The sequence below is a fragment of the Nostoc sp. genome, assembly GCF_036917775.1.
GTDB lineage: Bacteria > Cyanobacteriota > Cyanobacteriia > Cyanobacteriales > Nostocaceae > Nostoc.
The window spans coordinates 1-12,955 of the sequence record NZ_JBALEQ010000109.1 but is presented as its reverse complement, the minus strand read 5'-3'; the positions used below and the strand labels follow the sequence as shown (position 1 = coordinate 12,955).

At 40.0% G+C, this 12,955-nt stretch carries 12 protein-coding genes and 1 pseudogene; 6 read left to right on the top strand and 7 right to left on the bottom strand.

The annotated features are described in order from the left end of the window. Positions 1-29: 29 nt before the first annotated feature. Genes V7K69_RS21895 through V7K69_RS21885 form a run of 3 tightly spaced genes read right to left on the bottom strand, consistent with a single transcriptional unit; the run spans position 30 to position 4,986 of the window. Positions 30-1,592, bottom strand: coding sequence for an HlyD family efflux transporter periplasmic adaptor subunit (locus V7K69_RS21895; RefSeq protein WP_335038175.1), 1,563 nt, complete (start codon positions 1,590-1,592; stop codon positions 30-32). Between the two features lie 36 nt (positions 1,593-1,628). Next, entirely contained in the window at positions 1,629-4,370 is a 2,742-nt protein-coding gene (locus V7K69_RS21890; RefSeq protein ID WP_335038173.1) for a peptidase domain-containing ABC transporter, read from the bottom strand. Next, positions 4,264-4,986 (bottom strand): helix-turn-helix domain-containing protein, encoded by a 723-nt coding sequence (locus tag V7K69_RS21885; protein ID WP_335038171.1) that lies wholly within the window; start codon positions 4,984-4,986, stop codon positions 4,264-4,266. The genes V7K69_RS21890 and V7K69_RS21885 overlap by 107 nt, the downstream gene beginning before the upstream one ends. Positions 4,987-5,453: 467 nt before the next feature. On the opposite strand from V7K69_RS21885, the gene V7K69_RS21880 reads away from it, so the two are divergent. The 6 genes from V7K69_RS21880 to V7K69_RS21855 all read left to right on the top strand — a co-directional run bounded on the left by V7K69_RS21880 (position 5,454) and on the right by V7K69_RS21855 (position 9,850). Then, positions 5,454-6,800: an NB-ARC domain-containing protein gene (locus tag V7K69_RS21880; protein WP_335038361.1), complete on the top strand. Its 1,347-nt coding sequence runs from the start codon at positions 5,454-5,456 to the stop codon at positions 6,798-6,800. A gap of 442 nt (positions 6,801-7,242) precedes the next feature. Next, positions 7,243-7,872: a DNA-directed RNA polymerase subunit alpha C-terminal domain-containing protein gene (locus V7K69_RS21875; protein ID WP_335038169.1), complete on the top strand. Its 630-nt coding sequence runs from the start codon at positions 7,243-7,245 to the stop codon at positions 7,870-7,872. 203 nt (positions 7,873-8,075) lie between these two features. Continuing rightward, entirely contained in the window at positions 8,076-8,273 is a 198-nt protein-coding gene (locus V7K69_RS21870; RefSeq protein ID WP_335038167.1) for a hypothetical protein, read from the top strand. 18 nt (positions 8,274-8,291) lie between these two features. Continuing rightward, entirely contained in the window at positions 8,292-8,615 is a 324-nt protein-coding gene (locus V7K69_RS21865; protein WP_335038165.1) for a hypothetical protein, read from the top strand. A 105-nt stretch (positions 8,616-8,720) separates the two neighbouring features. Next, complete coding sequence (locus tag V7K69_RS21860) at positions 8,721-9,173, top strand: cupin domain-containing protein (RefSeq protein WP_335038162.1); 453 nt, start codon at positions 8,721-8,723, stop codon at positions 9,171-9,173. Positions 9,174-9,289: 116 nt separating this feature from the next. Further along, positions 9,290-9,850 carry a hypothetical protein gene (locus tag V7K69_RS21855; protein WP_335038159.1) on the top strand — a complete coding sequence of 187 codons (561 nt, stop codon included), beginning with the start codon at positions 9,290-9,292 and terminating at the stop codon, positions 9,848-9,850. A 209-nt stretch (positions 9,851-10,059) separates the two neighbouring features. On the opposite strand, the gene V7K69_RS21850 is transcribed toward V7K69_RS21855, so the two are convergent. The 4 genes and pseudogenes from V7K69_RS21850 to V7K69_RS21840 form a co-directional block, all read right to left on the bottom strand. Next, the gene (locus V7K69_RS21850) at positions 10,060-10,212 is read right to left on the bottom strand and encodes a hypothetical protein (RefSeq protein WP_335038156.1); all 153 of its coding nucleotides are present in this window, start codon (positions 10,210-10,212) and stop codon (positions 10,060-10,062) included. Positions 10,213-10,651: 439 nt separating this feature from the next. Then, positions 10,652-11,383, bottom strand: a complete 732-nt coding sequence (locus V7K69_RS21845; RefSeq protein ID WP_335038154.1) for an anti-sigma factor — start codon at positions 11,381-11,383, stop codon at positions 10,652-10,654. Between the two features lie 4 nt (positions 11,384-11,387). Continuing rightward, a pseudogene (locus tag V7K69_RS33025) lies at positions 11,388-11,492 on the bottom strand (sigma-70 family RNA polymerase sigma factor); the annotation flags it as partial. 69 nt (positions 11,493-11,561) lie between these two features. Then, positions 11,562-12,164: a sigma-70 family RNA polymerase sigma factor gene (locus V7K69_RS21840; RefSeq protein ID WP_335038152.1), complete on the bottom strand. Its 603-nt coding sequence runs from the start codon at positions 12,162-12,164 to the stop codon at positions 11,562-11,564. Between the last annotated feature and the right edge of the window lie 791 nt (positions 12,165-12,955).

Below are 12,955 nucleotides of genomic sequence, written 5' to 3'. Positions count from 1 at the left end.
TAACTTATTTTTCTTATTTTTAAATTTCTTTACAATTCAACTCCACCCTGCTGTAACTTCTTAAATGGATCGAGTAGAAAATCAATGATTCGACGCTGGCGCACAATTATCTCCGCCGTTGCTGTATCTCCTGGTCGCAATGCAATACACTTATTACTTGTAGATATACAATGCTTGTTTAGAGAAATTTCTAAATCATAAGCTGCTAACTTTCCATTAGCTGTATCCATCTCTAAACTAGTAGGAGAAATTTCTGTTAATTTACCTTCAATGACTCCATAATCCTGAAAAGGATAAGCATCAAATTTTAACTTAACAGGTAATGCTGTACGTAAAGAACCACTTTCATTGGTTGCTATTTGCGCCCGGATTATTAAAGGTGAACTCAGAGGTGCAATTTCTGCAACCATTGTTCCCTGCTGCACCACAGAGCCAGCTTTTTGGATAGGTAACTGAAATATAGTGCCATCCTCTGGAGCCTTTATAACTCGTTGTTCTATCTGAAATTCTAAGGCTTGAATTTGACTTTTGCTTTGAGCAATTTCTGTTTTTAGTGATGTAATCTCTGTATCTAAGTTTTTTAACTGTTCCTCAGTTTTAAGGATGGCAAGCTTACCAGAATGAGTCAATGTCTGGTAACTTCTTTGTTGTTCTTTTAATTGCAACTTAGCTAGTTCAATATCTGTGGCTGCTTGTTGCAAAGTACGTTCATAACTGCTTCGCTGTTCTGCTAAACGTAACTTAGCTTGCTCAATATCTGACTTTGTTTGTTCATATATTTTTTTTTGTTCTTGAACTAAATCTTGTTTTTCGACAAACTTAATTTCAGGAACAACCTGTTGCTGTAAAAGTTTACGGTAGCGTTCAACTTCACGTTGAGTACTTACAAAACTATTCTCTACCAACTTATTAGCAGTATGACTATGTTCAAGAACTTGTCGTGCTTGATTGACTTGAGCTATTTTTTCTTCTTTTTTTAAGTCAGAAGAATTTGTAGTAGCACTAAGATTTTGCCGTGCTTGGTCAATTTGAGCCTGCTTCTCCAACTCTTGAGCTTGATTTTGTTGTCGTTGGGTTGCTAAAGCTACTACTAACTGATTTTTCAATAAATTAAACTGCGAAAGTCGATTTAATTGCCCATCTAACTTATCTTGTGCCTGTTGCAATTCTGCTTTAACTAATTCAGCTTCCAACACTAATAGAGTTTGTCCTTTTTTGACTAGCGCACCTTCTTTAACCCGAATTTCTGCCACCGTTCCCGGTACAGCAGCATCTAGCTTCACGGTTTTCCCTTCAGGCTCAAGTCTTCCTCTAGCCACACCTGTTTCATCTACTTTCGACAGCATTGCCCAAGGTAAAACTATAGATACAAAGACTACCAAAAAATATAGTAATCCTCTTGTCCAAACTTTGGGTAAGCTATCGAGTGAACCTTTGGTTATATCAGACCAATCATCAGTTGATACAACTGGTATATTGGAAGCTAAATTTTCAGGGTCAATTTCATTTGTAGGAACTTGAGAAGTAACTTTTTCATTCAATACATAGTCATGGTTTTGGGTAAGAACCTTTCCATTGAGTGTGTTTGGCATGATTGACACAAAAATTAATTTTAGACTGGGAAATAGCTAATTACTATTGCATACAGAGGCATCTAATTGCTGTTGATTAAGATAAAAGTAATGGCCTCGCTTTGCCATCAACTCTGAGTGAGTTCCTTTTTCAATCAACACACCTTTATCTAGCACCAAAATTAAATCTGCATTTCGTACAGTCGAAAGACGATGAGCGATAACTAAAGTAGTCCGCCCTTGAAGAATTGTGTTTAAATTACTCTGAATAATTCTTTCTGACTCTGCATCTAAGTGAGAGGTTGCTTCATCCAAAATTAATAATTTAGGATTGCCTAATAATGCCCTGGCAATGGCGATGCGCTGTCGTTGTCCACCAGATAACAATCCTCCACCTTCACCGATTTGGGTTTCATAACCCATCGGTAGTTTTTTAATAAAATCGTCTGCACCTGCTAATTTTGCAGCTTCTATAATCTGTTCTAAACTTGCCCCAGGATGCCCTAAACTAATGTTTTCTCGAATGGTACCACCAAACAAAAATGTATCTTGGTCAACTACTCCAACTTGATGACGGAGAGAACGTAAGGAAATACTGGTAATATCCTGCTTATCGATTAATATTTTGCCATTCGTGGGAGGATATAAACCCAATACCAATTTAGAAATTGTTGTCTTTCCCGAACCACTGCGTCCGACTAAGGCCACCATTTGTCCCTGCTTGACCTCAAAATTGAGATTTTCTAGGACATTAATATCGCTTTCTGGATGATAGCGAAATGTCACATTTTCAAAACGAATTTCACCCTTAATGGGTGGTAAAGATTGTCTAATTTGATGTTGTAAATCTTCTTCTGGTTCCGTATCTAAGACATCGTTAATACGTTCGGTGGCAATCACCACTTCCTGTAGTTGATTCCATAATACTGTTAAGCGTTGAAAGGGGGTAATAATAGTACCCAACAGCATATTAAATGCTACTAGTTGCCCAACGGTTAACTGATTATGAATCACTAAATGCGCTCCAAACCATAACAAAACAGTCGTGGCTACTGCTTGAATGGTGTTACTAAATATTTGCAAGCGATTGCTAATAATTTGGCCAGAAAAGTTAGCTTTGATTTCTTTATCTAATAATTCTTCCCAATGCCATCTTACTGTTTGTTCTACTGCTGTAGATTTAACTGTCCTGATACCAGTTAAGAATTCGATTAGATAACTACTTTCATTGGCATAAGCATTAAAGATTTCTCTAGAAATCTTCTGTAAAAAGGGTGTAGCGATTAATGCTAGGAGGAAAAAAGGCGGTACTATGACCAATGAAAGCAGTGCCATTTTCCAACTGTACCAAAACATTAATCCTACATAGATAAATACAGTTAATAAATCTAGTAGGATAGACAACGCCTCACCCGAAAGGAAGCGTTGGATTTTGCGATTTTCTTGGACGCGAGAAAGAATATCCCCCACGTAACGAGACTCAAAAAAGCTTAAAGGTAGCCGCAAGGAATGGCGAATAAATGCAACTATCAGTGCTAAATCAACTTTATTCGCGGTGTGGTCAAGCAAATATTGCCGCAATCCTGTCATTGCTACGCGGAATAGGCTAAAAATCAGTAACCCTAATCCTACGGCTGTCAAGGTTAATTCTGATTGCTGTACGACTACCCTGTCTAAAATTAGCTGAGTGAAGAGAGGGGTGATGAGTCCAAATATCTGGATAAACACTGAAGCTACAAATACTTCCAGCATGACTAATCCATGAGGCTTCATCAACTCAAAGAATTGCCAGAAGGGAGTTGTAGCTTCTTTGACATCTTTTAAAAAAGCTGTAGGTTGCAGCAGTAGTGTATAACCAGTCCAGTTAGCTTTAAATTGTGAGTGGCTGAGAGTAATCTGACCAATTGCTGGGTCTGCAACTATAACGTGTTTGGATGTGATTTCATAGACAACGATGTAGTGTTTTCCTTCCCAATGTGCGATCGCCGGTAATTGTTGTTTGGCTAATTTATCAAGACTAGCTTTTACTGGTCTTGTCGTAAAGCCAATGCTTTCTGCTGCAACTGATAATCCTCGTAGTGAAGCACCATTTCGGTCAACATTCGCAATATCTCGCAGGCGATTGAGGCTAAAGCTTTTTCCCCAGTAACGGGACACCATGACTAAACAAGCTGCACCGCAGTCTGATGCACTTTGTTGAGCAAAAAACGGATAGCGTTTAATGACTCTTTGCAGTAAGTGTCCAACTCGTTGCGTCGGATTAGGAAAATAAGCTTTGCTAATCTTTTTTTGGGGTTTTGGCTCTGTTGTTAGTGTTGGTAAAAGATTTGTTGGGAGAGCTGTGTAGGAATCAGTAGCTGGTTGTGGGATGAGATTGGAGTTAATCAACAAATTACGCTTGTGCGCTTTCTCCCGTAAATGTTCTCGGATTTGAGGATACTTATCCATTAAGGACGATAAGACTTCACCCGGAACAAAGCATAGTTGCAAATCAACACTTGCTCTTGCTGCATAAGGCTGGAAACGAGCTTCGGGGAACAAGGTAAATTCGCCAAAAGAATCTCCTGCTTCGAGGGTAGCAATTAATTCACCAGCCTCGTCTAACAACCTGGTTTTACCACTAATCACAATGTAAATGCCAGGTTGAACTTCAGTTCCTTGCCAAAACTTTCCGACTTTTGGCTTTAAGGATTTAAATTCTCGGCAGTATTCTTTCCATTCTTGTTCCGCCAGAGAGTAGCCCAAAGAGTTGTTCAACTGTTGTAACGAAACTAACTGCTCTGATAGATTTCCCGCCATGAATATTTAACTCCCTACCCAATGTTTCTAAGTTAATAGGCAGAAATCCCTTTTCATCCGCGATATTTTCGGATTTAAGGTCGTGAATCAAGATTTTGGAACTTTTAGTTTTCTCGGTTGTGGCTTGTGATATCTGATTTTGTTTTGGGATAGTCGATAATCCCATTTGTTTGAGCAGTCGCTTGATTTGGCGATCGCCCACTTCAATCCCCAATTCTTTCGCTAAATGTTTGCTCAACCAGTTCACTGTCCAACGCCTAAAACAATACCCATAGTCGCGGGGACTGTGGCTAATCAGTTCTTTTAAACGTTCTGAATAGACCTCATTCACTGTTTTTGGACGACCAATTGGACAATCTTGCCATTGGTGCGCCATACCAGTACGTGCTATGTGCGTCCAATGTCTGACTGTTGCTGCACAACATCTTAAGGTTTGACAAATTTCAACTTGAGATTTTCCCTGATCTGCTAGCAGCATAATTTGAATGCGCTGGCGGTATTGGTTAGGCAAATCTTCTTGTAAACTCTTTTGCAGCAATTTGCGCTGAAAAGGCGTTAATATCTGCTCTTGCAGATCGTTGCCTTTGCAAGTAATTTGATTATTCTGCTGTGACATATTTAGTAATCGTCTGGAGAATCGATTTAGCTAAATAACTTTTAAAAATCTTGAACTAACACATGAAATAATTTTTTGGTTCGCCTTATCACATGAATGATGTAATAATGCCCATTATTCTCATTCAACTCTACTGTTGTCAAGTTAAAAATAGGTAAAGATGTCTATAAAATTGACTTAAGCACTTAAATAAAACAAAAAGCAATTATAAAGAAAATATTAAAAAAACAGTCTCCTCAACCTGAAATTGGCGACAAGTTAGATAAAATAATTTCCAATCCCCATTAACTACCAAAGTTTGGCATTTACTTTATAAGTTAAGTTTAAGTTAAGACTAATTTAATTTACTCAGAAATATTAAAAATGAAAAACTACTCTTGCTTTCACTCTTGTGATGTTTTACATTAATATGTGCATTCTATTATGAATTAATAAGTAGAATTCAGGGGGTGGTCCCTTTGACTACGATGATTAACCAAGATTTTCTACAAACTTTAGCAACTGCAAACGGTGTATCTAATCTTGAACTAGATGTTTTAGTTTTAGCAATGAATGGTGACTCAACCACAGCAATTGCACAGAAGTTGAAAGTTAGTGAAGATGCTGTTCGCAAGAGACTAAGCGAAGTTTACCGTAAATTTAAGATTCCAGGTAATGGCCCTGTAAAATTAACCAAATTACAGCAGCTTCTAGTATCTCAATATCAACAATATCTAGCTCAAAATTCTTCAGACTCACCTAGTTCTCGACAACAAGATATCAATCCTTACCAAATTTGGAGTGGAGCGCCTGATGTCTCAGATTTTTACGGTCGTACTGAAGAACTAGCAACTTTAGAACAATGGATTTTTAGCGATCGCTGCCGCATAGTAGCATTACTAGGTATGGGAGGAATTGGTAAAACCTATTTGTCTGTAAAGCTAGCAAAACAAATTCAAGAACAGTTTGAATATATTATCTGGCAATCACTACATCACTCTCCATCAATTAAAGATGTTTTAGCCAATGTCATTACAGTTTTATCTTACCCGCAGAAAATTGATTTACCGGAAGCTCTCGATCAAAGAGTTTCATTATTAATTAAGTATTTACGTGAACATCATTGTTTGCTAGTACTAGATGCTGTGGAGATAGTTCTAGATAGTAGTGCTGCTTTTTGGCGCTATAACAATGAATTGGAGGGATATGGAATACTATTAAGACGCTTGGGAGAAGAACAACATCAAAGCTGTTTGTTAATGACGAGTATAGAGAAACCTAGAGAAATTGCGCTCTTGGAAAGTTCAACAGGTTTTGTGCGTTCATTGGAAGTAAAAGGTTTAAAACCGGAAGCAGCAAAGCAAATTTTGCAGAGTAAAGGTTTAACCGGAGAACAACAATGGTCAGAGTTGATCCAAACTTACCGAGGCAATCCATTAGCCTTAAAAATAGTTGCTACAACTATTCAAGATGTATTTAGCAGCAATGTTAATGAATTTCTTAAGTATGAATTCTTAGTAGTGAGTGATATGTTTCGAGAAATTCTGGATTGGCAGTTTAAGCGCCTGTCAAATCCAGAAAAGGAAATTATGTATTATTTAGCTAGAGAAAATAATCTAGTCTCAGTTCAGAATTTACAACAAGCTCTGCAACAGTTAATAACTACCTCAGAGTTAGTTATGGCTTTAGAATCTCTAGGATGGCGATCGCTGCTTGAGAAAGTTCAAAGTCATGATGAAGATACAAGTGAAACTCTTTTCTCGCTACAGCCTGTTGTCAAAAATTATGTTAGTAAATTAATGGCTTTACCAAGAAAAGAGAATAGGCATGAGTGATGCTGTATCAACACTCTCCTTACGGTGAGGACAAAAGAAGCTTATCTAACTTCCGTTCAGCATCTAGATTCAGTAGACTGAAAACTTTTGCGATCGCGCATTGATTACTCCTGGTTTGCTAGTAGTCTTTTAAATAAAAAGTTTTAGGTACTGAAAGGAATGGCACTAAGATAAGCGCAAACCCGTGATTTAACTGGCTTTTGAGTGTGGGGAGTGTGGGGAGAGGGGGGAGTGTGGGGAGCCAGATTTCTTCCCCATCCTCCCACACCTCCCACACCTCCCTCAAACAAAGGTTTCAGGTTTTCTTAGTGCCATTCGGTACTGAAACATACACAAGAAAATTTGCATAGTTCTGGGCTGACTCTAATGAATTATTCATATTGTCAACACTGTATACACAATGATATATTTACTGTGTACTGTGTTGACAAGTTGGAGAGATATGGGTAAAAAAACCAAGGAATCGCCTATTGTAAGCTTCCGTGTGCCACATTCTGTTGTCGAAAAGTTAATAACAGAAGGCAGATTGAAGCCTAACCATATAAAGTCAGAGTTATCCAACCTAATCAAAAATGACTGGTTAGCCTCTGTTGATGCTGGTGTAGAACCAACCGTGAGTGTAAATACAGTTTATGAGCAACTAGCAAAAATAGATAGAGTTCTAGAAATACTTGAGGACAATAAGCCGAATATCGTTATTGATGAGAATGTAGCCGGTGTTGACAAAATTAACTTTCCCGAAAGTGTAGACTCAATCTTGCCAGATAATCAGCTTGTAGAGGTTGCCAACAGTAATGTACATCCCGTAGAGGAAATAAATGAGGATAATAAACCGAATGGCGTTGTTGATGAAAACAGTATTGAGTCATTGAATTTGAAAAGAAATACTTATACGGCGCTTAAAAATGCACAAGTTAACACAATAGAAGATTTAAATAAATATGGTGTCACAGGCTTACGATCGCTGAAAAATCTGGGAAATAAATCTGTATCTCAGATAGTTGAAGCATTGCTCTTGCGAGGGATTGAGTTACCAGAGTTACCAGGCCCGGAATACACGCCTTCTCTGTGATCAGTTATTCCGAAAGCTACGCGCTAAAACTTGATGAGCCGTTTTCAATATCCCAGTGTCACAGCTTTATATGGATTTGCGTCCATATTCTTCTCCCATTTTTGTTACTATGTCCATTTTGTTTATCCAAAAAAAGCGATCGCTTGATTAATGCCTTAAACGCCTTATGTGAATTGGCGTAGCAAAACTGTGCGATTGATAAAATGGCTGCGATCGCCTTAGTCGCAGAAGACAACTTTTGCGCCAGCAGTACCAAATGTGATCGCAGTGGCTTGACCAATGCCGATGCTTTGCGAGTCACCAAAGCAACCTTGATGTTGAGAAGCCAACACGTTGTCACACAAGCGAACATTGCGCTGTTGTCGGCGGCGGATAATGACGATTTGAGCTATGTTGACTAGAATTTTCAACCGGAGTCATTGCAGACTTGGGGTAAGCGTGGTTCCGCGATTAATGTAGAAATGCGGCGCTATCGGGAATCGGTGCTTGCGGGTTTGCTCGAGGATGGGTACACCGTTATTGATGCCGACGATGCTGAGAGTGGGGCTGTAATCGAGGGTGTGCGATTGGTTGGTTACAGTGTAGGTCAAAGCAGTTCCTGTTCCATCAAAACTGTTACTGTGAGTCGGTTATGCAAGCAGTTTCCCAGTTTGGAGCAAATAATCTCTATTGACTTGCCCTTGAAAAAAATAATTTTGTGTTTTTTATCTTCTGAGTCGCTTAAATTAACGCAAAAATATTAATTACCCTTTTATTTTATCTCCCCTAGTTCTCCCCGATTAATTTCTAATGTTAAAAGCATCAAATCAAGTTTGTAGATTACACCTACTAAATAAGGAGTAACTTGTATGCAAAGTTCAACTATACGTAAAGCAACTATTATTGCACCAGGAGAAGGTAATCAATTCTCAATTCTTGGTTCACAGTTCACAACAAAAGTAACAGGGGAAGAGACAAATCAAGCTTGGACAATTTATGAAATTACAGATACAGAAGAAAATGGCCCGCCAATGCACACTCACCCTTGGGAAGAGGCGTTTTATATTCTCGAAGGTGAACTAGATATCCAAGTTGGTACAGAAACAATTTTGGCATCACCCGGCTTTTTCGTTAACATTCCCCACAATGCACCACACGCCTTCAAGATTCGTTCTGTTACTGCTAAATTTCTGGTTTTAATTTCACCTAAAGGTGCGAAAAACTTTTATGAAGAAATGGGTCAAGCAGCAGATAGTTCATCGCTAAATATGGAAAAAGTGCAGCCTGTTTTGAACAAATATGGATTGCAGTTTCTTGCATGAACTTTTTGTTTGGATGCAGGGCGCACATCTGTGCGCCCCTTCTCGACTTATATATCAATACTTACCTTAGCATTCTAAATCGCTTTTGTTGGTAAATCAATTTCTAGAAAAGTCTTATGAACTTAATAACAAACAAGCAACTCTATTCCATGCCAAAAGCTGTCCGCCTTTTCGCTTCTAGTGCCCTAAGTTTGGGCCTCACCGCTAGCCTTGTTTTTTACCCAAGCGCGAGTCAGGCGGGTAAAAACGACACTGGAGTGCCTACGGAACTCCAAGGTGAGTGGCGGTACGGTAGAATCTCGTCCATCCAATATCAAGATAGCTACACAGGGCAGTCAGCAGCCCCAAATGGTTCAAGCGATCAATTTCAACTCGCATCTAACGGTAATTACAAGCGAAATAGGCTGCTTCAAATTAACACCTACAACTGTGCTTCTAACCTCTTCATAGAGGAAAAAGGCAAAGTGAAGATTCAGGGTCAACGCCTTACTTTCCAACCTAGTGACAGCACATCCAAAGGTCAAATCTGTAATAGTGGGCGCACCTATTCCAGCCGCAATACAGCAAAGCCGGAGACTTACGAATGGTCTATTGAGACGAATGATTACGGGCAGCAGGTTCTGGTGCTTGAAACCACTGATGGTCAGGGCAAAGCTCATTACGGGCGACCTCAATAAGCTAATAAGCATTCAAGAGTTAAGGGGCGTATCTAACGATTGGGGGAGGGAAAAGTAGAATCTGGAAATAAGTGATCAAAGCGCCCATTCACCTAAGCCAGTCGTAAGTGTAACAAATGATTAAAACCGTTTGACCAAATCTCCTCACGGGTAATGCGATCGCAACTGGGATATTTTTATTGTGGAATGCGTTCAGCTCCGAACTTGCGCTAATGCCAGTAAGGATAGATTGGCGCGATCGCGCTAACCTGAGTCGCCCCAATTTCTTGGAAAAATTCGCTACCACCGAATGTCATTGTACCGAAACTGAGAACCGAAATATTTTTATGGTTTAAAGATTGGTCGGATTTTTTCTCCTTCATTCTCAGGGAATATATCCCATTCAAAAAAGTAAATTCTAGTTGAAAAATGTCAATCTCTTGAAAGGGGGAGAGAAAGGAGAAAGTTATTTATCAATAAAAACAATACAAAATTGGTTAGAATTTCAACTGGATTTATGAGTTGAAATCAGTTTTTCATGGACAGATTTTTAAAAAACTGTCTATCTCTAGTAGTTCGCCAAGTGAACTTGGCGGGGTAAAGGGGAAGGGGGAAGGGGTAAAAGGTTTAAATCCCTTACCCTTTTCCCTTTCCCCTTTACCCAGTCCTCACTTAGCATTTTTGGGTTGGCAGACTACTAGTGTTGGATGATAATTCTTTCTCAAAAAATGATAGTTTGACACAAGTTCTATATTTAAACAAGAGAATTTTATCTGATTTTTTTCAGAATGAGAATTGCTGCTGAAAAACACGTTGCTGAGGTTATATCTGGGTAGATGAGTTACTCTGCATCACAATAGTTCCAGTGGGATAACGGCTAGTTTCAGACGATTCCAACGTCACGAATAATCCAGAGATACCTGTGTCATAAAAGTCAGCAGGCATCCAGAATTTATCTAACACCTTTCCCTGGGGATTAATTTTCACAATGCCACAGGGAATTTTTTCGCCATCAGCGATCGCCCAAAGTCGATAGACTTTACCTGTGGGTGGAGCCACCAGATTTTGCACGACTAGAATTCCCTGCCGTTGTCCTAGATTCACAACAAAGCTACCCGCAGCAGTATTTGACGCATTCACCGCCTTGAGAGAGAAAAGTTGCGTCTGGGACTGTTGCAGTAAGTTATTGATGTTTTGAGCCATGCCCAAATCTTGTCGCAAGCGATAGTTATCTACTCCTAAACACAGAATTAGAAGTGCCGCGACACTACCCATGACGGTATACCAGAGCCGAGGCTGTTTGTGTCGGGAGGTCAGTTGAGTGGTAGTAGCCGTTGCCAGGATGACAGACCGGAGATGGGGAGGGGGTTCAACGCTGTTTAAGTCACGAGCCACCTGGTCTAAGACCTCTCGCAACTGATTCACTTGTAACACTAATGCCGGATTTTCTATCAGCAGTTGCTCGAAAGCTGCGACTTCAGCGTGATCGAGGTCGCCCACTACATAGCCTGCTGCTAAGGTTTCGATTGCTTGAGGGGTGAGAGGTTCAGTCATAACCTTAGTCAATTGAGTCCTGTAAAAGTTGTTTCAGTTTCAGGAGTCCCTGGCGAGTCCAGCTTTTGACGCTTCCCAGGGGTTTATGCAGTTGTTGGGCAATTTCTGATTGGCTTAGAGCCTGTCAAGAAACAACTTTTACAATTTATTATCTAGAAAGCTTACTGAGAAGGCATTTCTAGCTCAAAAGAGGCAAGGTTGTTACATGACAAGCTCTTAGTCCGGCATCATACGCCAGTTCGATCACCTGCCTTTGCTGAACGGAAAGTTGAGCTAATGCCTGCCGCACTTGCTGCGATCGCTCATTGAAAACAGCCTGCTCAACCGGAGTATGGGCAGGGGGTGCAGCAGTGACGTTTTGCCCCCAACGTTGCACTAAATTAAGGGTGCGACTGCGCGATCGCAGTTTGTCAATCGCCCGCGATCGAGTCATGACAATCAGGTAGCGCATTAAATGACCGTGTTTAGCAGAGTCAACCGGGCGCTGCCATAACGATAAAAAAATTTCCTGAGTCAGGTCTTCTGCTTCCGGCTGGCTTTGCAACACTTTCAGCGCCACTCCATACACCACGCTGCCATAGCGATCGTAGAGACACCCTAAGGCCGCTGGAAGATGTGCCTTCAAGTCATCCAAGAGTGCGGCATCACTCTTGGATGACGGTTCTGATGAACGGCGATCAGGAGAACTTAGATCCATAGATTCAGGTGAATAGACCGGGGCTAATTTCTCTGCAAAGATGCTTAGTGCATCTTGCAACGTGAGTGCCAATCCTGATTTCACAACTTCTTTTGAGTATAGAGCAAACTTACTTTCATCTCTTAAACGATTGGTGAAGCTAATTGGATGAGCGTAGCCTCAAAATTTTCTAGAAGTGGGTTATTTTATTTTGATTTCTTAAGATTAGCTCGCAACCCAAACCAAACGAACCGTGAACATCAGCCAGCGAGAGCATTTGAAGAATTTAAATCCAAAATTGATTCCCAATCGTCTTAAAGATAGAGACAAGTAAGTAACCCAATTAGCATTCTTTTCAGGGATAAGTTGCAACTAAATTTCTGAAATCACGCTAATTGCTTATCTGCCTACTCCTACAGCTTTTAAAACTGGGCATTGCACTGCAATGTCCCGACGAAATTTATATCGTCAACCCACAAAGTTCTTTTTTAGCTTGTCATAATTTTGCACCTTTGGCAGTTTGGATTTAACTAATTTGCCTGAAAGTTTGTGCTGCATCCAAGCATTGAAGGCCAGTAAAACTGCTGTAGTCAAATAACCAATCCCAGAGGTAATTCTATGCGACGCTCTATTTCTACGATGTTAACAACACTGCTTCTGTGCGCTGCCATTTTGCCTGCTGCGGCGCAGTCCCAAACCGCACCAATCAGCCTCAATCTTTATACAGCAAATCAACATAGAGCAAACCAGATCAGACCTTTTAATCTAGCAACTCTTGCTTATCAAGGTTACTTAAAAGACCAAGAGACATCTCCAAAATAGTATCATTCTGTGATAAAAGAACATTAAAGAGTGATTTTGGTACAGGAGCATGAGCAATATACTGAATTACATTG